Genomic DNA, 23,602 nt, shown 5'->3' with positions numbered 1-23,602 from the left:
GTTTTCATCTTATAAGCTACCGATATGACTTTTTTTAGGCATTTATAGGTTAGGAATTTTTTTTAATGATTTAAATCTTAAATTCAACTTGACACTAGACATAAAAAAGCTCCTGAGTTAATTCTCAGGAGCTTTGAATTTCAACTGGAGCCGATATGCAGATTCGAACTGCAGACCTACTCATTACGAATGATATAAATAGTATTGGTTTACATTTCATTATGTTTACAAACCTTTGTTATTAGTGTGTTTATACTTTTTCTTCTTTGTAGTCATTGGCAAATAATAAGGGACATTTGTAAGTATTAAGGGACAAATTAAGGGATAACATTTACCGCCAAATTATTGATATTCTACGATCATTAAAACCTACAAGACGAATCATATTGCACTTTATATTGATTTGGTATTATGAATATCCTCCTAACATCACATTATCGTACGTCAACATATAATCCTGTACACTACTTAGTTTTGTCTTGAGGATCATTCATTTCCAGGTCAAATTGAAGATTTTTGCCAGGTAATCCCTTCTCCAGGGGAGTACTTATTTTAGTATAGCGGTATAAAAACTTATCTCTTCTATCTGGCTATAAAATGACATGCATCTGCTCTATACTCTAAAGAAATTCACCCCACCTAATTCCCATTGAATTTAATTCTTTAACTTCCATAAGAAGTATGCTGGATTATCATTTACCGTATTAATTTTATCATTAAAACTTCTACTCCCAGCCCATCCGATGCCAAATAACGATGTTAACAACCAAGGTATATTAAAGTGCACTGATGTATAAAGAGTCCCTAGCCCCAAGAATACCTCGCTAAAAATACTCCTCTTAAAGTGCTTCATTTTTTTCCGTATCTCATTTATTTGTACTTCTTCAAATTCATGTGCTATATTTTCCAACTTCAATTTTAACTGTTCTTCGTTATTAATTAACCGAACTTCTCTCAATTGCTTTTCTAACTCTATACGAAAATTGTTAAATGCTTCCCCTTCGTTTTCTCTAATATACATCAGTTTCTCCATTGAAACGTTTTGTATTGTTGGTAAATCTAAACTTAATCCTAAGTTTGCAATATCCATCTCAAGACTTTTTGTTTTGCCAAAACTAAAATTTAATAAGTCCGCTACAAATGGCGAACGGGTAAAATATGAATTACCCATCATATTAGAATAATATAACTCCAATATGATTTGGTCATATTTTGCTTTAGCAGACTTATTAACAGACTGATAAACCCATCCATTAAAATAATTCGCTTCAGGCAATTCATCTGGTAGCTGAGATGTCATTTGAAACTTACCTGTTTTTTTATCAATATCCTTGAAATCACTTTCAAACAACTGATATATGTTGGCATTTTTAGAGTTATCCCCTTCAAATTGAACACATATAGAACGTGAAATATATAGTTTTTTTAAAATACGCCATCCGTCATCACTTTTTTTCAATGAAACAACCGTGGATCTTTTACGGAACCACTGCAATAGTTCTTCAGGTAAAATATCAGAAAAATGATTATCTGACATATGTATAGGTAATTGTTGCGGTGGTTCATGAATATAACTCATAGGAAAAAATTTTACAAAATTGCCAGCTATCATTGGTGTTAGTTTTTTCATATAAGAAACAGCCTTAACAAGTTTTATTTTATCAATTTCATCTTTTCCATCGTATCCCAGATATTGATTCATTGTTTTTGAAAACTGGCTATCTCTATGTGTCATTTTGAAAAGTGGGTCATTTATTACCACTGAATCCATATATAAAGCAAATTGTTTTAATGTTTGTTCATCTGGGATAAACGAGTTAAAGCCTTCCATAGTTGCGGATATTTTTTGCTTTGAGTTTTTAATTTCACTTAATAAATTTGATGCTTTCTTTAGAGAATACTCTCGATAAGCATTTATCTCTTTTTCTAAATCTTTGTTTGATACCCCTGAAAATTTTTCTTCTATTTTTTTATCATTAAAAAGTGGACTATCATTTAAAAAATCATAAAGTACTTTCGCCATAAAGCCGCTCCTTTTTAAGTGTTAGATTGGTACTTTATCCAAAAAGCTAATTGTTCAACATTTATTAATGGTTTTCTATGAATCATTTTATGGCAATTAGAACATAACAAAGAAATATCTTCAACCTTGGTTTTTTCACCCTCTTTCATTTCACTGACCAACTTAGTATGGTGACCTTCAATAAAGCCAGTTCCCCTAGCTCCATACACCTTTTTGAAATCAAAACCACAAGCCTGACAAAATAATCTGCCATGTTTCTTTAGAAACTTATCTTTAGCTTTTTTTATAACCTCTGGTTTTCTTTCCCTAAGTTTATGAAGTCTAAAAGCCTGCTTAGTTTCATCATAAGTACGATCATCCTCTTCAAACTCTTCTCCATCATCAAAAACAACGGAAGAATGGCTAAAAATAAAATGATTCAAATCATGTCCAACTTGGATCGCAAATTGCCCTATTTGTTCGGGAAATACTTTTTGAAATTCCGCTTTAATTTTTTTTCTAAAACGTATACTTTGCAATGTTACTGCCTTATCTTCCTGTCCTTCAAAGTAATACTTCGCATCAAAAATCTTATTGTTAAATAAAATCTTTATTTGTCTTGCTGATCCTCTGGACGTATAGAATGGTGAATTAGGTGGATTAAAAACATCATGAAACTCTTTTTCTATTCGCACACCATCAGTGTATTGAGATGTTCCAACATTTTTTAGCAATGGTGGTATTTCTACATTGATATGAAAACAATCAATGCTATTATCAGAAGAGAATTGATTCTCAAAGTGCGCAAACTTGGCAACGTAGTCTTTTAATACAATAAAATCATTCTCAGATAATTCTCTAATTCCATTTGTACCTTGTATCTTTTGTTGCCATTTTTCAATACCATTAAACAGTTCAAGACATGAAAGTACTTCTTTGAAATCACAAGGTTTATCTAATTGAATTACTGGCAATATGTCTATCTGGTAATCACTGACCCAGTTTTTAACCCCATACCATGGCTTAGGCTTAACCTTATAAATGCCTTTTAGTGCAATGTCATTTTTTAAGTAATAAACAAGCATATCTCCAGGCTCAACATTTTTTGCGTTATAGGTAGATGCTTGAAAACCTATAGTATTCGAATCATCACCCTTTAATCCACCATTAAAAGCTTCAATATCATGCACGATTAGCCAATAATTCATATGCCTACCTACCCTTTAGCAACTTTACCCATTTATAGTACTTCAATGAAATTTATGATTAATCCTGTTGAAAAAGAAAAATATTTGACATGATAATAGACCCCATATAAACTAAACCCTATCGCCCAAATGCGATAGGGTTTTAACAGATTTTATTATCATTTCTATATAATAAAAAAACTCTTTATCTTTCATCTGATAATTCTAGGGGAAGACCTTTGACCTAAATAATCAGGTTCGTAAGAATCAGCATTCCCCCAAAAGCATTATGTCTTAAGGATTTCCTTAACTTATACTTGAGCGATATTGCTGTCTTTGGCGTTTATTTGTAGATATAAGCCCCAGGCAACTGAACCTAACAATTATAAATGATTCATTAGATTTAAGCCATTTTATTAATGACTCTTAACTTCCCACCTTCTTTTTTCCAAGATGATATGTATCCTTTAGTCTCCAGCTGAATAACTAAAGCTTGATTAATACTGTTATCTAATAACAGTGGTCGCTTCCCGCTATTAGCAATTTCGCAATATGGTGCTTCAATATTAGCAAAACTACCCATAATGGCCTCTTTCGGCAAATATTCAATTACCTTAGTAATAATATTTAATTTTTTATCACTTGATAATAAATCACTCATTATCAGTTTTTCAAATATTTCTTGTGTCATTTCATTAAACTCATGATCTAAAGATACTATATATATTTTCTCTGCTAACGAATTATCATCTGAAATAAGTCCTTCATTCATATCTTGAATAATAGATTTTTTTTGTTCGCTAGTAATTACTTCTGAATCTAACAACATTTCTATATCATTTGAATCTAGTTCATATTCAGTATCTTTTCCCAAATATTCATCAATTTTTCTTTCAAGTAATAAAATATGTTTATTTTGAGAGTTATCTTTTAAGGAATTAAAATTTTCTATTGTCAAGCTTAGCAAACCCTCATTTATAATACTGCTTATGCGATTCTCCGATAAATCTTCCACACTAAATTTATCAAATTGATATGGGATACTCTCTTTAATTTTTTCGAAACAACTTTCTTCTATTTGTTCGCACCTCATAATATCCATCGAAATTTTTTTATAGAGTGCATCTTCAATGCCATCATATTTATTTAATTCATTCTTAGAAAGTTCAATATAGTTTCTATTAAAAAACATCACAAGTACATCATCAATTTTATTGATTTCTTTATAATAGTTTATTACATTAAACCACTCGGCACTCACTTTGAAAGATTGAACAAGTATATTCCATAATTCCTTATTTTTTACTTCAGTAATATCAGTTATAACCTTTACTTCCTTATCAAGGATAGCTACTTGCAATGCCTTGTCAAGCGATTCTTTATTAAGCAGATTTAAAATGTTTTCTTCAGTTTCATTATTATTATTTTCTAATTTTAAAAATACATTTTCAAGATATTCTTGAATGTTATCATCAATATATTTAATCAGGTAATCACAATTTGATTCTTTGATAACCGTATAGTTTGATGTTTTTAATTCTGCTATCTTATCCGCAGGTACCTTTCCCTTTATGTTTATTATTAACTCAATCATCTCTTGATTAATTTTATACATATTGTTTTCATATACAAAATCAAATAATCGCATTCCGTTATATGGAGTCTCTAAATATTCAAATTTGACTTCTAACCTTTCCAATACTAACTGTATTTTTTCAATATACTGTTCATCAATTATTAGTTTTAAAAAATTTGTCGCCTTTGAAATATATTGTGTTAGTAATGTTTCACTATTTAAATTGTGAATATCATCTACATCTGCAAATTTAATAATTTTAGTTAAGTATTCATTTTTTTTCTGAATTGGGAAATTGGACTTGATATCAATAAACCGCCATAAATTGTTCCATCTTTTACAAAGTAGCTTTATAAACGCTGATTCTTGTCTAGATTCTTTTAGATATCCATCAATAAAACTAATTGATTTATCACTTTCATTAACCAATTGCGTTAATACAATTTCAACAAAAATTCTGTACTTTTCTATATTTTCTATCATAAAGTCAATTAAATTATAGTTTAGGATTTCTTGCTGTTCAAACTCATAAATATACATTTTATTGATAATTTCTTCATACTTTGTCAATTTGTAATCAAAAGTCAATGCTTCTTGATTTTTAATGCTCGCTAAGAAATCCATATCTTCTTTTGTTAGACTACCTGGATAAAAATATGTAATATATGAATGGTACATTTCATCAATATATCCGCGTTTAATCAAGAATTTTAATAGTTTCTTATTATTAAAATCTATTGAGAAACCTTCTCCTATATTTTCTTCAGTAATAATTTTTTTAAGAGGTAATAATTTAATTTCATCTTTTTTTCTTTTTAGTATATCTAACTCAATTTGTAATTCTTCTATACGGCGATCTTTCCCCAATAATAAAACTGCTTCTCTATCAAAATAATTAGCTTTTTTATTATCTGCAGTAAGATAATCATACTGATTCTGTACTTTATTCCCACCTTTTACGGCATCTAGAATGGATACTTTATTTAAATTACTAATTTGAAATTGTTGGGTTCCAATAGTAATATATCCATGGTTACTATATTTATATAAAAAACAATCATAATAAACTGCTTGTAGTTCATCGACATTTTCTAAGTGCTCTTTTTTAGCCAATTCAATATTTTTTTCTATCTGTAAGCAACACTTATTAATTTCATCCATTTTAGTATCCGCTATTTTATGTTTATTTTGAAACACTTCATAAACGAATCCTTCATTTACTTGTAATTTCGCAAAATCTTCAGGATAAACATTTTTGTAAATTATCATTGCTAATAAATTTTCCATATTCAGATTAATTTCACTTAATTTTGCTTGATATATAATAAACTCATTGTATATATTCTTTAAAGTTCTCATATCGTTTATGTAAACAGTTATGTCACTTATAAACTTTTTGGAGATATTAAATTTATGCCTTTCGAACATATCATGTAGAATTTCACACGAATTAGATGAATTTATTACAGGAATCACTGGAATAATAAAATCAAAAAACTTTGTTCTTTTTGCATTGTCCGAAAACATGTCATCCTTTAAAGCATAAATAAATACTATTTTCCTATTAATTTGTTCAGAATTATTGAGCAATGTGTTAATTTCCCGAAGTTTTGTAAAAAGATGTATAGTATTTATATTTTCAAATCTATCTAAGTCTTCAAATACGACAACATCATATTTAGTTACTTCAAAAAAATACATAATCTCGTCTATATGTTTATTAAATATTGAACTATCAGATTCCTTATTTATTTCTATTTCTGTTTTGTCTACTTTTATCTTATTAATTTTAAAATTTTCTTTAAGAAACTTGATTACCCAAAGTAAATTACAATAAAATAATACGATGAATATTACACATATTATAAAAACAGTATTACTTCCAATATTCAGATTCTCTAATATTAACATATTACTTTTTATATCAATTATTTTTTGGGGATTAAATATTACCAATCCAACAATTAGTAAAGATACGGAAAAAAGGAACTTTAATAATACTTTTTTCACATTTAGATTGGTAATTCTATTAAGTCGCATATAAGGAATCGTTTTACTTTCAACCTGATAAAACATTTGCAATAAAATATTTCTTTCTATTTCCGCATTTTCATCGTTAACGTTTTCTTTAAAATTCGCTAATGAAATATCCAAAAACTTATATCTTTTATTGCGACTTTGATATGTTCTTAAAACACTACTTTTCCCTGAGCCATAAGTTCCTGTAAGAGCAATATTTTTAATTTTCTCATTTCCAATTGCCCAATCTAGCGAGGCACCATACCTACCATCCACATCAACATTCTCATCAGGAGCCAAATCTTCATACCCATAAATATTTTCAGTTTCTTTTTTCAAATATGTCTTTAGCCTTTCAAGTAGCTCAATTACAAGATTAATTAGTTTATGACACTTATCCTTGATGATAGTCTTCATTTTTATTCTCCCAACTTGTAAACATGTTTATTAACAGATTTCTTTCCTTTCAGACACTAGATTCATATAAAAGTATAGTATCTTTATAATTCGTGACTCTTCCCCTAATTCCTATACAATTTTGCTAATCCTGATATTATTTTCGCCAATACAATCTGTGTTATAGGTAGTATTAATCCATGTTTTTGTACATCCTCGATCATTTCAAAAATATCCTTTATTTAATTCACACCATTACAGGAAAATATCAGGTTAAAGAAAAGCTGGCTTGAAGTACTTAATCAAAGACCTTTTAGCAAAAAAAGTTGCGAGCACAGATTAGAACAAAAAAAACCACTTACCTTAACTGGTAGGTGGTTTCTATGTTTTTTAATAATTTTTATTTGTAAAAACTAATTGATAAGTTCCATTCTATTTGGTATTCTTTAGTAGAGGCAAGCTGTATCTATTAATAGAAACACAAATAGCCTTCACTTGCCTTTTTTTTAAAAATTCAAAAGAAGGAGGAAAGCATCAATGAATCTATGTAGTTTTTCCTGGTTTCCCAGCAAACAAGCCTTGGAAAGTTTTTTGCTGGCACTTAAAATTCTAATTGAGACAGTAACCCTAATAACTTTGCTAAGAGTCTAGCTTTTATAAAAATACGTCTTGCATTGCGAGTGCAGGGCGTCTTTTTATTTTAACGTTAAAACGGTCATTATTGATGTCGTTTTAATATCATTTTACTGTCTGTCTGTCATTCACATTATCATCCAAATACATATAATTTGTCAATACGTTTCGTACTTAATTACCGTGCAAAAATATGTTAAATACATGCATATAATGTAATTTATCCAATTCAAAACATGTTATACAAAAAAAATTCATTAATATTATATTTTAAACAAGAAAGTTTCAACCACAGTATTCAATAAAAGCTTCACATATAATTTCTATTTTGTCGCTACACGATATATTATTTTTGATAAAAGAGTATATGTGTAGTCCATTCAAAAATAGCAAGAATGTTAGCACTTCTAAGATCCCGCGAATTAGCAAAATCAAGAGAATAACAATAAACTACTTGCATTGATTTTAATCAGTAAGTGGCTTTCTTTTTGTCCTCAACTTCTAAAATTTTTAAAAAACTTTTTTTAAGATTAAATTTGTGTAAACACTTTATTCTTCAATGTATGGGAAGAGAGGGGGTAGGCTATATAGAAGCCCCCCCCTCCCCCTCCTTACTCTCTGGCTTAAAACCGAGAAGTTATTATCCCACACCAATTGCTTTCGAGAAGTCATCTTTTAGAATTATGACAGTTTTATATCTACATAGCCAAATGCACCAACCTTTTTCATGATAAAAAATCGAGCTAAACGGATATATAATAAGATTCCTAGAGCAATAATTCCAAAATAGAATTATTTTAACCAATTATTCTGTTTCATGCTCATATTCGACCGTATTTAGCATTTTTATTTTTATATACTTCATTTTTTAATTATAAATTAAGGTATAATATAGACAATAAACTATTGGAGGTTACGAGCAGTGGAAAAAATTTTACAACAGCTATTGGAAGGTCAGAAACAATTACTTGAGGGACAACAAGAATTAAAACAATCCATCTTACGATTCGAGCAAGCACAAAATATAATAACCTCAGCTCTATTTGATACAGCAGAACGTCAAATAGATGATAATCAACGTATTTTGGCTACGCTAAATCGTCTAGAAAGCAAAATAGACAGGATATCTTTAAAAGTATCAGATGCAAGGCACAATCCTTTATTACAAACAACAGCAACAACCTATTCTTCAGATTTCTTACATGAAGGTCTCAAAATTTTAAATACTAGATTATTCAATCAAGAAGCAAAAATGTTAAATTTAGAAAAAACTAAATAAGAAAGAACCGCTCACAAAAAAATTAGTGAGCGGTTTCTTTTCATTTAATTTTAAAATTTTTGCAAAAAATTTTTTAGGCATTTTATAGGTCAAAAGTTATAAAAATTAAAAAAATTTGTAAGCACTTGTATATATACATATGCCACTGGCAGGGGGTAGGCTATATAGAAGCCCCACCCCTCCCCATAGGTGGCCTGAAGGGAGCTCGTTCCAAACAAGTTGTAACGTAATGACGAAGTCAATGACTCTCTCCAAGATTACGCAGGGGCATTTAGTACAGCTAGTCTAAACATCAGGTGTTACATCAATAGTCCTAGACTTTGTAGCTAACAATTCCCTAGCTCTCTGTACTAGATCCATCGTTACAGTAGAGTTAATAGATCCAGTAATGCTACCAGTTACTTGCTTCTTCTCTACTGCTTTGTGTCCTGCTCTATCAAGTAAATTACTGGCTACATCTGATCTAACTTTAGCACTAACTCTAGGATCTAACATGATGTCTTGAAGCACATCATAAGCAATGTGAGCATTATCTTTAATTTCTTGCGCTACATCTCTCTTAATGTCTTCAATAACAGCAACAACAGCCTTATTATTTTTAAGTCTGTTACCTTGAACACTAGCACATTTCTCACTGTATCCAGCCGCTCTTGCTGATTGAGTGGCATTCCCTGTCTCAAGGTATTCTTCAATGAACTTCTCCTGTTTCGGAGTTACTTTTTTTGCATTACTTTTAGGTCTGCCAATACGTGGTTTGGGCAAATTAACATTCTCCTTTTTATTTAGTATTATTTCATTAGTTACAATTGTTATCATGTTCGAATACTCAGACTGTAAGAGGATTTTAAATACCTACCTATACAAGCATATCAGTCATATTACTAAGCCTAAACAATCGCATATAACGCATTTTGAGATAAATCTTAACAAAACTTAACATGATAAGCAAAGCAAAAATCAGTATTAAGCTTTATCATTCTCAGTTTGTTCTCATTTAACTCAGTATTGCTATCACAGAGTACTTCTACCTCTATTATTAAGCAATACAAACCGATAATTCTATTTTAGAATTACAATTCTAAAATGGAATTATATGTTATATTTGGTAAAATATTGTTGATTCTTGTGGCAATCTATTGTAAACTATCTACGTGGTCATAATTAATTTCCAGGAGTTGATTTATATGATTTTAGTCACTTGGCAAACAGAAAGAAATGAAATCTTCCAAAACATCGAAGAAGCTGACAAATTTATAGAGCTAAACGTAAAACAAGAAGTGATGAACAATACAACCTTGAGACCAATTGGAGATGCAATCCAAAGGAATATCATTCAAGAAAATAATTTAGGCGAAAATAACTCAAAAAAAGTTCGCAAACACCACCTTATATAGCTTTAGGAGTGATTTTATTAATGACAGAGTCAGACGCAAGAACTTTTGCCTTATTAATTTGGAGAAATAAAAGTAAGCAGTGGTTTGAAGAATCTAATCACTGTATGATCGCCCCTATGCCTATTCTTAAACGGTTCGTTAAGAAAAACCAACTAAAGTATAAAATGACCAGCGTATCGTATTATGATATTGGTGAACCTTTTGATGAAACAGTATTCTTAACAAGTATACCAAGAATGAAAGAGAAGATATTAAAAGGCATGAAAACTCCTCTTAGCGAATGCGTAGAGGACAATCTCCAATGAATGAACTCTGGAGGCTCCCATAACATCAAAAATGGTATAAGAAACAGGCGTTCTTCCAATAAGCAAGGGATTATGCCTGTTTTCTTATTTATGTTTTTGTAACTAATTTTTGATACTTAACTTCGCCATTGTATACAGACTCATAAATTTTTACTGGATATTGCTCATTTGGATTCTGGTGAAATTGTTCCAGAACATTTAAAGCATTTTGATTATATAACTCAACTGGCTTATTTAAATTTCTACTCTTAAAATAAGTCTTTTTACCTATAAGCCTTTTATCCGATTTCTCGTCAAGAAGTGTTTGTCTCATGTATTTAAAGATAAGTTTATCAAGGCTCTTCGAGCCTTGAATTAGCTTAATATAAGTTCTGCCATGTGACCAAAGAGCAGACAATTCTACATGCTCTACAGCAATATCAAAAAACATATGGTAGCGAATAGATCCAATACTATCAAAACTAGGAACAGCAATATATTTAAAAGTCTTGCCAAATCTCCTACGCATTCGCTTCATAAAAGAATCAAAACACTTATTACATTCGCCCAGGTCAGTGTCCTGTGCTAAGAATGTTAGAGTCACAAATCTTGATTGAGTATTGTTAAAATTAACGTAAGCCAACCTAATAAAGTTATGATAGATCCTCATTGTTTTTGAAAGCTTTTTTTTTAGCAGTGTTTTGGGATTACTTATTACTGGCTGATTGATAGAACTAGCTGGTTTTTTCTTTCTTTCAAGGCCAATTATCGTTGGATACTCAAACTCATAAATTTCAATTACATCGCCACAGTGAATGACTTTATGATTAATTTTCTTTACAACTTGATCTTTATTTCTTAAGTCTTTTATCTTTTGACAAAACTCTTGATATTTTTCTTCGCTTGCTTCCCAAAGTTTACAAAGCAATTTCTCCTGTTCTAAATTTAATGGCAATCTATAAAATAATCCTTTCTTTTATTGGTGCGGTGAGATGTGGTAACTAATAAGTCTCACTACGTTCGACATGTCCCAGAGGTAAATACATACTTTATTTTAGATCATTGCCTCATTAATCCAGCTTCTAACCGATCATATAAAGCCCACTTACTAATTAAAGTAAATGGGTTTTGTCCTTACCTAATAAACTTTATAGTTATCTTCTTTAAGGAGTTTTACAATATAATCAAAACCTTTTTGAGTAGCTACAACCTGAGTGGCAATATTAATCTCTTTAGTTTTTGGGTGCATCCAAGATGTTTCAACGACTCTAAACCTGTCAGCCTCTATCTGGTCTCTGTAAGGAATGCGAGAGTTAATCAAAACACCTTTAGAAATAAGATACTTAAACAGATTATTTCTACCCAATTTCTTATTCGCTAAAATACTAGCCACTTCCTGAATTGTAAATTCTTCATCTGATTGGGTAACAACATCATAAAATTCTGCTTTAGGAAGCATAGCGAGGTTTTCTTTGGTAATCCTTTCATTATTTTCAACTGCACCAAGGAGAGCAACCAAAGCTTCTTTATAGTTTTGAGGCAACACAGGGACTTGTCTAACTAAATACGAGCCTGTTTTTCTAATAGCTGGCAATATCTCATCCGCAACGAGTGCTTGAAACTTTTCAGCGATTTCATTCTTGGCTTTCATTGCCAATCTGTAAAAGATATTTTCAGGTATAAATGATTCTTTCGCAACTTCCTGCGAAAATCCAAAACCTTTTAAATATCCCATTACAGTATTCCATCTAACATATTCGATTTCTTTAGAATTATCAACAAATCCCAGGCCTCTAGCCACATCTTCCAGATTGAGTTGTGCAATACCATTTCCATCAATGTACCCACGTACACCATTAACCATTAACAAATTTTGTATTTTAATTACCGCCTTTTTTTATTCTTTGAGGGCATATAAAATCGCCCTCTACTGTGCATAAAGCTAAACATGCAAGATATCGACATTTTTGAGTTCAGTAAAAAATTAAGTTAAGCACCGTCTATCCTGCCAAAGAATCATTATTAAGACCATTAGTCTATCTTACGCAACATTCCATATTGAGCAGGTTCTGCCACTTGGGCGCCCTTCTCCTTTTGATCGATCCACGCAAGCACAGAAGACAATCGGAAAAATATCCTTCTTCCAACCGAAAATGAAGGCATACCACCTTGCAGTCTCCACGTCCTAAGTGCCCATGGAGTAATGATCTTCCCTGTTGGATCTAGTATTTTTGCAAGCTCCTTATCATTAACAATCGTTTGCATATGTTTCACCTCCTTTGATAGTTTTTCCGTATTTGACATTCTTTCATCTTTAAATCTGATTAATTGAATCTTGCAAATAACGTTTATATTGAGGAGTTTAATTTCCCCCTCTACTACATATGGAAATAAACGTGCCTTTTATAACAGATTTTATAGGTTGTGTAAAAATTTTTGTTCTTTTCGATCTAAATCGGATCAAAAAGAATAGCTGTAGTTTTTTTGTTATCAAGATCAAGCAACCACGTTGACTCCTTCTAATGTTTTTCTTATAATAAGAATACCACAATTCCGTTACTATAAAAGATAACGAAACAGTAACGATGATATTTTATAGGAGGAAAATACATGAATACACCGTTTATTCTAGAATCAGGACTTACACTAAAATGGTATGTCAAAAATTTTATTATAGAAAACGATTATATTACACCGATCTCAGATGATTGTATCTTCTATAATCCTTTTGATTACTCTGAACAGAATATTACTAAAGAACAATGGATAAAAATCTTCAATACTCCCTCACCTAAAGATTTAAACAAAAAGAAGAAGTACACTTTACCAGCAATATTTGCTTCTTTGGATTCTACTAATTTCAATATGCTTCTTCGTTGGACTCAAACATTTGGTCTTCCCTTTACAAATTACTTTTATAATAAAAACTCACTTCTTAGTTTTAAAAATTTCCCAAAATTTGAACCTGCCGATAAGCATAGCGATTCTACATTAGAAGACAAAATACACTTTAATGATTTTTCAAAAGAGGTTGTTATTTTTCGGGATATGTTAGACTTGTATAACGCAGTACGTAACAAGGATAAAGCGTACCTCATAAAACATGTCAAAGAAATCGATCCGTGGGAAGCAACACAATTATTACCGCTAAAAGATTTCTCCTCTGAAGAGCTTTACATGGAATGCGCTTCAATAATTCAAGAAGATAGAAAAAGCTTAGTATTAGGAGAAAAAGACAAGGAACTATCTACCCTTATTAGTGAGGCTTTATATCTTGTGCAAGAAACAATGAATCGGGGGCTAATAGGAGTAAGACCAATAATTACTTTTACAGACTCAGACAAAGAAAAAATATATTATATAAAGGAACCCAAGTGGCAATGGGAATTCACCTCACTTTTATCGTCTCTATACTTAATGGTTTTTATGGATTGGGTTCAAGGCAGAAGTATGCAATGTTGCCAAAATACTAAATGCACGAATTACTTTATTCCTTCAAAAAATTCTTCCAAATACTGTTCCCTTTCATGCCAAACTGCTTCGAAACAACAGCGTTATAGAGACGAAGAGAAAAAACTTGCAAAAGCACTAGAAGCGTGTATCTCAGGCTCTACCTTAGAGGAGGCGTCATCTGAATACAACATTGATATCGAGCGTTTAGAAAAAGCATTAAGGACGGTGCATAATAATGCCTAGTAAAATTAAAAAACGTGGCGAAAACTCATATTTATTAACAGTTACTGCTGGCTATGATGGACAAGGTAAACAAATTTGCCATACTAAAACAATCACAGCTAACAGCCCGACAGAAGCAAAACGTTTTTATCATGAATTTGCTACCGAAGTTCAGCGTGGCAATGTTACACTCACGGGTAAACTCAAAATAAAAGACTTTGCCGAACGGTGGTTTAAAGAATACTGCCAGAAAAATCTTGCACCCAAAACACAACAAACCTATAAGTTGTACATTGATAAACGTATCATCCCAGCATTAGGACATATAGATATCGCTAAACTGAAACCTTTGCAAGTCTTGGCATTCATAAATAACTTACAAGAGGATGGACTTAGACTTGATGGTAAGGCAGGCACTTTATCTAGTGAGGCTGTGACATATTGCTATCGTGTTCTCTCTTCAATGTTGCGTGATGCTGTCCAATGGCAAATTATACCCAATAGCCCTTGTGATCGTGTAAAGCCACCCACACTAAAAAAAACTAAGACAGATGTCTATAATGAAGAACAAACCTATAAAATGCTTGAATGTTTAGAGGTTGAAGAAATCAAACATCGCACCATCATATTGCTAGCTCTTGCTAGTGGTCTTAGAATTGGTGAGTTATGTGGTCTTGAATGGTCAGACATTGATCTAAATGAGGGGCACTTAACCGTAAACCGTGCTAGTCAGTCATTATCTGGTTTTGGGACATTTGATAAGTCACCTAAGAATAATTCAAGCAATAGAACTGTCACTCTACCAACCAGCATCATTTCTTTATTGAAACAATATAAGGCATGGCAAAACGCGGAATGTTTAAGGCTAGGGGATAAGTGGAATAAAACCGACCGCCTTTTCACACAATGGAACGGCAATAAAATATGTACTACCTCACCCTCACAATGGTTTAGTAAATTCCTCAAACGTCATGGGCTACCACACATTACTTTTCATAGCCTACGCCATACCAGCGCAACATTATTGATTGCATCTGGTGCATCATTAAAAAGCGTATCTAGTCGCCTTGGACATGCCGACATACGAACTACAGGAAATATTTATAGTCACGCACTTCAGTCAGTAGATACACAGTTAGCAGATAGTATGAATACATTTCTCACTAAACAAGAACCGAACATAAGCGCACAAAAAAAGCAGGCTAAATAATAGCCTGCTTTTCTCTTTATATATTACGAAATTGGTGTTTATTTGTTGTTGTTGCCAATGGTTTTTAGACGTTAAGGGACAAAACAAGGGACATCTTTACATAAAAAAAGAGTCCGCATCTCTACGAACCCTTGATTTCACTGGAGCCGATATGCAGATTCGAACTGCAGACCTACTCATTACGAATGAGTTGCTCTACCAACTGAGCTATACCGGCGATCTACCTTTACTATTTTATGCTTCTGTTGCCGCAAAGTCAAGATCTCCGCTTGTACTTAATCTTATAAAATTTAAAGTACCTTAACTTATTTAGTTGCCCTCTTTCTTAAATTTGACTTACCAGAACCACAAAGCCAACTACCCAACAGTACCAGGCAAATGGACGCATTGCATTAATTTCATTAGTACCGAACCATCTCATTAAAGCCCATACGCTTAAAAAAGCGGCTATACCAGATGTAATACCTCCAATTAGGGAGATTTGAAATAAGCCAGTGATGTCAGTATGAATAAGCTTTGGCACTTCAACAATGCTAGCTCCAATTATTATCGGGGTAGCAAGCAGCATGGAAAACCGAGCAGAGTCCTTATGTTTTAAGCCCATCCAAAATCCCGCCGTCATTGTAGCGCCAGAACGAGAAAAGCCTGGAACAAGTGCTAGCGATTGAAATAATCCGATAATAGCCGCTTGTTTATAACTAAGATCGTCAATACTCTTCTGCCCCTGTCCTCCTCCTCGCAATTTTTCGCCCCAATATAATATAAATCCATTTATAATTAAGAAAAACGCCGCACTGCTTACATTACTAAACATATGGCGAAGTGGACTCTCTAGGAAAAGTCCAATTAAAGCAGCTGGAATAGTACCAATTAATATAAGAAACATTAACTTTCTGGACTTATCATCTTTGTTGAATATAGAGGCTATAATTTTTGTCCATTCTGTTCCGAAATACAATAAAAGAGTTATGGCAGTGCCTAAATGTAGCATCACTAAAAATGGAAGAAAATGTTCCTTCAAAAAAGCGGGATCTAAATTCCAATTAAAGAAATATGGCGTTAAAACACCATGTGCTACACTACTAATAGGGAAAAGTTCTGTAATTCCCTGAACGATTGCAAAAATAAGCGTTTGAAGTATGGTCAATGTAAGAACCCCTTTGTTGTGTTAATTTAAAGTATATAAAATAAATTGGCACGTTCTAGCTCCATATAAGTCATTCCTTGAATTATCTCATCTACATTCCGAAATATTACTCTACAAAGTGGATTATTTCCCCTTTGCATCCATCGTACTATTCTTTTGAGCTACTCCCTTACTTTCTCCTTGAACATCTACGCTTGAACTATTCATAGTTTTAGTCGTCTTGGGATCAGAAATCTTTTTCCCATTTGCAGAGGTAGTCTCAGTTTCATTAGTTATAGGAATTGGAGTTATCTTAATAGTAGTTACTGCATTTTTATTACCATCTGTAGTTTGCTTATCTAAACTCGTGGATTTTTTAGTGACTGTTGAAGACTCAGCTACCCGTATTTCCTGCGGCACTGAATTTGCATATTCTCTAGCTAATCGATCCGTTGCTTGTGCATATCGTTCGTCTACAGTAATACCTTGTATTTGAGCAACCTTAGACCTAAGCTCCTTTATATCAGGCAACCAGTAACTAACATCTTGTATCCAGCATGGATTTCCTGATAACCATTCCGTATGTAGGCCTGATTTTGCTGCCTCGTTTATAACAGGGATTAGCTTAACCATATCTTTTGTTGACATATCTGTTTTGACTGCTGCAGCGAACTCTTTAATAACATCAGGTAATTTCGTAATAAGCTGGGGTTTGCTGATTTCCTGTAATAATGCTTTCATGAACTTTTGTTGTCGGTTTACACGACCTATATCACCTTCTTCATCCCTATAACGTACATATTCAATAGCAGTTTTCCCATTTAATTTTTGAACACCAGGATGAAGATCAATGTATAATCCTCCATCATCATCATATGGATCGGAGTAATACATTCTTTTATCTACATCAATAGTAATTCCACCAACTGCATCAATCATGCGCACAAATCCTTGAATATTTATGACTACAGTATAATCTAAAGATATACCCATCAGATTTTCAACAGTAGATTTTGAAAGTTTAGAGCCACCAAAAGCATAGGCATGATTAATTTTATCCCACCCATGCCCATCAATTTTTACGCGAGAATCGCGGGGAATGGAAAACATGGTGATTTTTTTTGCACTTGTATCGATTGTAACGACAAAATTGGTATCCGAACGCCCCACATCATCTTCACGTGTATCAACGCCCAGAACCAATATATTAATTTTTTCTTTCATGAAAAAGGTATTCGCCAACGTGCTGGTTGTAGAGAATCTCCCGAATACATAATAAACCCCTGCGATTAAAAAGATAATCATTGCTAATAATATAGCAACTCGCCCTTTTTTGAGATGGCGGGTTTGTTTTTGTCCCATTCTTACACCTCTCTGTCCTCCGGAACCAAAATGCCATCGATTCCATACCATATAGCAATGTTCTATTAAGTAGTGGATTTGATGAGCATCCTGCTTTTTAGTATTTTGATTACTATAGCAGCAAACCTTGATAATCTTGGAGTAGGCATTGCCTATGGCGTTCTAAAAATTAAAATATCACATATGGCCAACTTTACATGCGGTAATATTTTTTATTGCAACATGGTTATCAGCTATTTTGCTAATAAAATAAAGCTATTGATAGAAATATATTAATAAGCCCTGCATCACCGGAGTAGTGCAGAACTTATTTGATATTTAGTTAATTAGCACTTTTCCTGCTATAACCAACAATATAAACTCCAATGGCCACGAAAACGGTTCCTACTAAAGATTTAATGGTTAGTGGCTCACCCAAAAAAAAGTGGGAACCAAAAGCAATTGTCACAAAGATGATAGATGCACCGGATAACGCGATGTATAGAGGCGTTGTTTTTAAAATCTGCATCCATAGCAAAAAAGAAAGTATATAGAGTGAGTACCCTAATAGAATAAAGGAATTAGGTCCCCATGTAGTAAGACCGTTTTCCATTGTCCCCTTCTTTAATAGCAATTGCGCCGTAGTATCCGATATAATAAGGCAAATCCAGATCATCAAATTAAACATTCTTACACCTTCTTCGTTTACGAAACCATAGAAACTCCAATGGCTATTAAAAATACACCAAACCAGGCTAATGGTGCCACCTTCTCCTTCAATGTCACGGCTACAAATAAGACCAAAATCATTTCCTGCAAACCAGATAGGGGAAAGGCAATTGAAAGGGGTATATTAGAAATAATATACAGCCAAACAGCCATTTCCCCTAAATATAAAGTAATCCCTAGATATAGATAATAACTTTTGGCAAGCCCTTTAAAGTAGAAGTAACCCGACAAATGCTGAGTAGATAACGCTGCCTTTTTAAATAAAACTTGTCCGTAACTTTCAAAAATGGCAGAAAGAACAAACCACGGAATCCAATTCATCAGCCACATACATATACCCCAACTATACATTACTTACTTGTCCCTCGAAGAGAAGGATTCATTCTTTAGCTTTATGCATCTTTAAACCGTTTACTTAAAGTCATCAATCATCTGTTCACTGACGGGTGCGTCGCAGCCTGATCTTATACACAATCCTAAATAATCAACAAAACGTGGAGGACACGCAAAACCCTCTGCTAGTAATCTAGAATTATCAAAAGTTACGTTCAGATTTGCAAAGTTATAGTACAAATTTATGGCTCTGAGCATCATTCGGGAATTGCCTGGGCCAAACCATTCATTGAACTGGTTCCTATTTTCTCGATAATGCTCAATGGTAACCTCTAATGGCGCAGTTAGATTTTCTTTACCCGTAATCATAAAAGTGTTCATTATCTCACCAAATGTAGAACTAAATTCCGATCCAGCAGCAATATGATATCGTGAATATGCTAATTCTTCTTTTAAGCCAATATAAGCTATCGCCTTTGCTACATAATCCGCTGGCAACACATCAATTTTAAAATTCAAAGGAAAAGGAGATCGCCAAGCTTGATATAACATCCGAAATACCCAGAAAATACTTGTTGAAGGTTTACAACCTAAGCGAGAGTGCCCTACAACAATGGAAGGACGCACAACAACAAGGGAAACCTGTCCTAATGCTTCTGAAAGCAGAGATTCTACTTCTGCTTTACTTTCCGTATAGGGTACAAAATGCTGTGTATCTGCCGGAAAATCATCTTCGTGTATTGTACGGTTAGGTGAGTCTCCACATATCATTGCTGTCCCAACATATAGAAAGCGTTTCATGTTAGGAAGTTTAGACACCATTTGTGCAAATTCCAATGTATCATGAACATTGACTTGCCGGATGGATGGTCGTTGAGAAAAGGCAGTTACGGCTGCGCAATTGAAAACATGAGTGACTTCCTGTAACCTAGGATCATTTATTAATTGATCAGAGGAAGATAAATCCCCGCATACAATTTGTCCTTCTGTTAGACCTGCGAGCGTTTGTACTTGGACACCAGCTTTACCTAGGGACTTTCGTACGCGTTCAAGTCCAGCTTTCTGATTGACTGCCCTTACTAAAAATAGAAGTTCGACATTTCCAGCGCTTTCAAGTAGCTCTGCCACGGTACAACTTCCTAAAAGTCCTGTTACTCCCGTTACCAAAATTTTTATCTTCATAAGTTTCATACCTTTCTTTGCTATACATATCTAGGCGCAACAAATATCCCTTAGAGTCTTTGTAATAAAGGGTTATTCTTGCCCGATCAATATAGCAATTCAAACTGAAATTTCGCTGTAAGAAAAATCGAAGATAGTAGGTAAGATTTACATATTTGGAATTAGGACAATAAATTCACTGCCTTTTCCAGGTTCACTATTAACATAAATTTCACCTTGATGGGCATCTACAATCCATTGAGCAATTGACAATCCTAAACCTGAACCTTCAACATCTCGTGATCTTGACTCATCAATTCGAAAAAAACGTTGGAATATTTGTTCTTTAAATTCTGCAGGGATACCTGGACCATTATCCACCACAATGATTTTGACAAAAGGACCATTCGCATTTTGCATCGCTTCAAGATGTACCGATACATCACTATCGGATAAACTATATTTTATACTATTGTCAATTAAAATAAAAAGTAACTGGTAAATACGTTCTGGATCTGCATTTAACTCAATTGATTCATTGCCCTCAAGCAAAACATTAATATTTTTCTCATCTGCTGTAAACTTAAGTGAGCGTAATACTTGCTGTGTGATTAAGGTAAGAGAGAATTTTTCTTTTTTTAGTTTAATATCGCCTGTATCTGTTCTTGCAAGGGTTAACAAGTCATTGACGAGTCTTTTCAAACGAAAAAACTCATCCTTTGCCTCACTCATTATTTGTAAGGAAAAAGGAGACAAGGTATTATCCCTATCCATTTCTATAGCTTCTATTGAAGTTAGGAGTACACTTAAGGGAGTACGCAATTCATGGGATGCGTCCGCAATAAATTTTTTCTTTCTTGCAATAGATTCTTCCATCGGAATTGTGACTCTGCCTGCTAGATAGTATCCAATTAGCGCAGCTAGAAATAAAAACAAAAAAGCTACTGCCATTAATGTAATTATACTGCGTATAAGAACACGGGCATACGCAGTCACATCTCTGCCGGCATAAACTGTAGCCAGCAGCGTTTCTCCCCGACGTACTTCATGCGCGGCGAAGATAAGTACTGCCGTTTCATGATTTGGTAACGTTACAGTGGCAACCTTCGTTTTTTCTAGCGGATTCCAACTCATAATTTGAGTGTAGGCAGACTCCCGCAATATCGGAACAGGTTGATCAGCCTTAATTAGCTGACCTTTTGCATCAAGGATATAGAAAAAAACTTGCCCGCTTATATCGTAATCATCTTCAATCGTTGTCGCCATTATTGTATCATTTCTCTTTTTGCAGTATTCCTTAATCATACCTAGTTGTCCTCGGGCTATCTCATTTGCTAATACCTTGATTTCCTCTGTCCGTTCCACATAGGTACCCCAAATAAGACCTGAGCATACAATCCCAACAAATGTCATGAGGAATAATCCAAATACTATGGTATACACGTTAGTTAATTTTTTACGAGTCTTGGGTATCATTTTTTGCCCCCATCTTATAGCCAATTCCTCGAATATTTTGGATTAATTCCACCTCTCCAGGATCATCAATCTTTTTACGAAGTAATCGCACGAAAGCCTCTAGTGTATTGGGAGACACCTCACTCTCCAACCCCCAGATATGATCTAAAATACGTTCTTTGGGCAGAACTCTCCCATAATTTTGCATCAACATCTCTAACAATTGAAACTCCCGTCCCGTCAATTGTATAGTCCTTGTCCCCCGCGTAGCCACTCTTGTTGTTAGATTCAATTCAAGATCTGCTGCTTTTACCACTTTTTCTTTTATCGTAATCTTACTTCTCCTGGCTACGGAATGAATCCGGGCCAATAGCTCTTTGAATGCAAAGGGCTTGACAAGATAATCATCGGCACCAGCCTCTAGACCAACTACTAAGTCGTCTACAGTATCTTTTGCCGTAAGCATAAGTATGCCACCCTGATAACATTCTTCTCGCAACTTTTGGCACACTTGTAAGCCAGACATACCGGGCATCATCCAATCCATGATAACAACATCATATGCTTCGCCTCGAATAACATCCAAAGCACAATCTCCCGAAAGTACCCAGTTGACCTGCATATCTTGCCGCAGCAGCATTTGATATAGAAGATTGCCAAACCGCTTATCATCCTCGGCCAGTAAAACTTTCATTGCTTTAACCCCATTCCACCCAATTAATATTCCTAATAATTAAATATTACACCATAGATTAATGAAATTCTGCTGAAATTGCAAAACAGTATACTTAAAAAAAGTGTAAGTCTATACTTTCTTTTTACACATTTCATCTACTGTAAAACTTTCTAAAAAATGTTGTGCAGCAACTGTTAAAGAACGACCTCGTTTCCAAATAATCGCTGCTGTTACCTTTAGCGGTGGGTCAATAATTTCTTTGTATTGTAAATTATTATTCTGGACAAGGTTGGCCGCAGATCGAGTAACAATCGCTGCCCCCAAGCCCGCGTCGGCCCACACTAGCATAGACCGAACATCTTCATGCCTGCAAAGTATTCTAGGTTGTAATCCACGTTGCTCATAATATTCAATAACATTTTCATTTCTACGGTGAAGTATCAATGGAATATTCATTAGCTCCATTAGACTAGTATATGGCTTAGATAAATCATAGCCCCAGACATTGCTGATCGCTGCTATTATAGGCTCCTCTGGCAATCGTATTGATTCATACTTTTTCGAATCAAAAGGCAGTCGAACAATTCCAATATCTATAACTCCTGTATCTAAGAGCTCCCTAATTCGATGACCGTCGCCTTCCCAAAGTTGAAAATTAAGTCCTGGATATTGCTCATGAAGACTAGAAATCCGATCTGGTAAAAGGGTGGCTCCCCAAGCTGCAACTGTACCTATGGATAAAGTTCCTTGCAAACCTTCATTTAATTCTTTTAATTCCTTCTCCGTCTTATTAATTAATTCTAAAATTTGTCCACCTCGTTCTTGCAAGGCTCGTCCAAGTTCAGTGAGCTGGATCTTACGGCTACCCCTTTCGATAAGTTTGACTCCTAGCTCATCTTCAAATACCTTAAGTTGATGACTAAGCGGCGGTTGGGCCATGTGTAAACGCTGAGCAGCTTTTGTAATTTGACCTTCTTCTGCAATCGTGAGAAAATATTGAAGTTTTTTAAAGTCCATAATGAAAGACTCTCCTTGTGAAATACTATACATTTTTTGTATGGATAGTGAACATTTTCAATATTATACATATGGTTTTGTTTTTGCTATAATACTACAATAAATCAAA

20 protein-coding genes and 1 tRNA gene are annotated in these 23,602 nt (G+C 33.5%); 5 read left to right on the top strand and 16 right to left on the bottom strand.

Annotated elements, in window-relative coordinates:
* Window positions 1-655: 655 nt before the first annotated feature.
* The 3 genes from QSJ81_RS24335 to QSJ81_RS24325 form a co-directional block, all read right to left on the bottom strand.
* Window positions 656-2,023, bottom strand: coding sequence for a hypothetical protein (locus QSJ81_RS24335; RefSeq protein WP_285719912.1), 1,368 nt, complete (start codon window positions 2,021-2,023; stop codon window positions 656-658).
* A 14-nt stretch (window positions 2,024-2,037) separates the two neighbouring features.
* The gene (locus QSJ81_RS24330; protein ID WP_285719911.1) at window positions 2,038-3,210 is read right to left on the bottom strand and encodes an HNH endonuclease; all 1,173 of its coding nucleotides are present in this window, start codon (window positions 3,208-3,210) and stop codon (window positions 2,038-2,040) included.
* 382 nt (window positions 3,211-3,592) lie between these two features.
* On the bottom strand, window positions 3,593-7,201 hold the full coding sequence (locus tag QSJ81_RS24325) for a YobI family P-loop NTPase (protein ID WP_285719910.1): 3,609 nt from the start codon (window positions 7,199-7,201) through the stop codon (window positions 3,593-3,595).
* Between the two features lie 1,534 nt (window positions 7,202-8,735).
* Here QSJ81_RS24325 and QSJ81_RS24320 point away from each other — a divergent pair.
* Window positions 8,736-9,092 carry a hypothetical protein gene (locus tag QSJ81_RS24320; protein WP_285719909.1) on the top strand — a complete coding sequence of 119 codons (357 nt, stop codon included), beginning with the start codon at window positions 8,736-8,738 and terminating at the stop codon, window positions 9,090-9,092.
* Window positions 9,093-9,377: 285 nt separating this feature from the next.
* Here QSJ81_RS24320 and QSJ81_RS24315 read toward each other — a convergent pair whose 3' ends face one another.
* The gene (locus QSJ81_RS24315) at window positions 9,378-9,854 is read right to left on the bottom strand and encodes a terminase small subunit (protein ID WP_285719908.1); all 477 of its coding nucleotides are present in this window, start codon (window positions 9,852-9,854) and stop codon (window positions 9,378-9,380) included.
* 422 nt (window positions 9,855-10,276) lie between these two features.
* On the opposite strand from QSJ81_RS24315, the gene QSJ81_RS24310 reads away from it, so the two are divergent.
* Complete coding sequence (locus tag QSJ81_RS24310; protein WP_285719907.1) at window positions 10,277-10,486, top strand: hypothetical protein; 210 nt, start codon at window positions 10,277-10,279, stop codon at window positions 10,484-10,486.
* A gap of 20 nt (window positions 10,487-10,506) precedes the next feature.
* Entirely contained in the window at window positions 10,507-10,791 is a 285-nt protein-coding gene (locus QSJ81_RS24305) for a hypothetical protein (protein WP_285719906.1), read from the top strand.
* Between the two features lie 88 nt (window positions 10,792-10,879).
* Here QSJ81_RS24305 and QSJ81_RS24300 read toward each other — a convergent pair whose 3' ends face one another.
* From QSJ81_RS24300 to QSJ81_RS24290, 3 genes are all read right to left on the bottom strand, one after another.
* A complete protein-coding gene (locus QSJ81_RS24300; protein WP_285719905.1) occupies window positions 10,880-11,725 on the bottom strand; it encodes a rolling circle replication-associated protein in 846 nt (281 codons plus the stop codon).
* A gap of 183 nt (window positions 11,726-11,908) precedes the next feature.
* Entirely contained in the window at window positions 11,909-12,634 is a 726-nt protein-coding gene (locus QSJ81_RS24295; protein WP_285719904.1) for a phage antirepressor KilAC domain-containing protein, read from the bottom strand.
* Between the two features lie 167 nt (window positions 12,635-12,801).
* Window positions 12,802-13,035, bottom strand: a complete 234-nt coding sequence (locus QSJ81_RS24290) for a helix-turn-helix domain-containing protein (protein WP_285719903.1) — start codon at window positions 13,033-13,035, stop codon at window positions 12,802-12,804.
* Between the two features lie 345 nt (window positions 13,036-13,380).
* On the opposite strand from QSJ81_RS24290, the gene QSJ81_RS24285 reads away from it, so the two are divergent.
* A complete protein-coding gene (locus QSJ81_RS24285; protein WP_285719902.1) occupies window positions 13,381-14,466 on the top strand; it encodes a hypothetical protein in 1,086 nt (361 codons plus the stop codon).
* Window positions 14,459-15,655, top strand: coding sequence for a tyrosine-type recombinase/integrase (locus QSJ81_RS24280; RefSeq protein WP_285719901.1), 1,197 nt, complete (start codon window positions 14,459-14,461; stop codon window positions 15,653-15,655). Before QSJ81_RS24285 ends, QSJ81_RS24280 begins: the two co-directional genes overlap by 8 nt.
* Window positions 15,656-15,796: 141 nt before the next feature.
* Here the strand turns inward: QSJ81_RS24280 and QSJ81_RS24275 are convergent.
* From QSJ81_RS24275 to QSJ81_RS24235, 9 genes are all read right to left on the bottom strand, one after another.
* Window positions 15,797-15,872 (bottom strand) — tRNA-Thr (locus QSJ81_RS24275).
* Between the two features lie 108 nt (window positions 15,873-15,980).
* The gene (locus tag QSJ81_RS24270) at window positions 15,981-16,802 is read right to left on the bottom strand and encodes an undecaprenyl-diphosphate phosphatase (RefSeq protein WP_285719900.1); all 822 of its coding nucleotides are present in this window, start codon (window positions 16,800-16,802) and stop codon (window positions 15,981-15,983) included.
* Between the two features lie 123 nt (window positions 16,803-16,925).
* Complete coding sequence (locus QSJ81_RS24265; protein ID WP_285719899.1) at window positions 16,926-18,143, bottom strand: LCP family protein; 1,218 nt, start codon at window positions 18,141-18,143, stop codon at window positions 16,926-16,928.
* Between the two features lie 322 nt (window positions 18,144-18,465).
* The gene (locus QSJ81_RS24260; RefSeq protein ID WP_285719898.1) at window positions 18,466-18,810 is read right to left on the bottom strand and encodes an EamA family transporter; all 345 of its coding nucleotides are present in this window, start codon (window positions 18,808-18,810) and stop codon (window positions 18,466-18,468) included.
* Window positions 18,811-18,827: 17 nt separating this feature from the next.
* Complete coding sequence (locus QSJ81_RS24255) at window positions 18,828-19,181, bottom strand: DMT family transporter (RefSeq protein WP_285719897.1); 354 nt, start codon at window positions 19,179-19,181, stop codon at window positions 18,828-18,830.
* Window positions 19,182-19,262: 81 nt separating this feature from the next.
* Window positions 19,263-20,366 (bottom strand): SDR family oxidoreductase, encoded by a 1,104-nt coding sequence (locus QSJ81_RS24250; RefSeq protein WP_285719896.1) that lies wholly within the window; start codon window positions 20,364-20,366, stop codon window positions 19,263-19,265.
* A gap of 147 nt (window positions 20,367-20,513) precedes the next feature.
* Window positions 20,514-21,821 (bottom strand): sensor histidine kinase, encoded by a 1,308-nt coding sequence (locus tag QSJ81_RS24245; protein WP_285719895.1) that lies wholly within the window; start codon window positions 21,819-21,821, stop codon window positions 20,514-20,516.
* Window positions 21,802-22,494, bottom strand: coding sequence for a response regulator transcription factor (locus QSJ81_RS24240; RefSeq protein ID WP_285719894.1), 693 nt, complete (start codon window positions 22,492-22,494; stop codon window positions 21,802-21,804). Before QSJ81_RS24240 ends, QSJ81_RS24245 begins: the two co-directional genes overlap by 20 nt.
* A 111-nt stretch (window positions 22,495-22,605) precedes the next feature.
* The gene (locus QSJ81_RS24235; protein WP_285719893.1) at window positions 22,606-23,493 is read right to left on the bottom strand and encodes a LysR family transcriptional regulator; all 888 of its coding nucleotides are present in this window, start codon (window positions 23,491-23,493) and stop codon (window positions 22,606-22,608) included.
* Window positions 23,494-23,602 lie beyond the last annotated feature (109 nt).

The sequence above is a fragment of the Pelosinus sp. IPA-1 genome, from assembly GCF_030269905.1.
In the GTDB taxonomy this organism is placed as follows: domain Bacteria; phylum Bacillota; class Negativicutes; order DSM-13327; family DSM-13327; genus Pelosinus.
The sequence above is the reverse complement of the archived record's forward strand: the minus strand, read 5'-3'. Positions and strand labels throughout refer to the sequence as shown.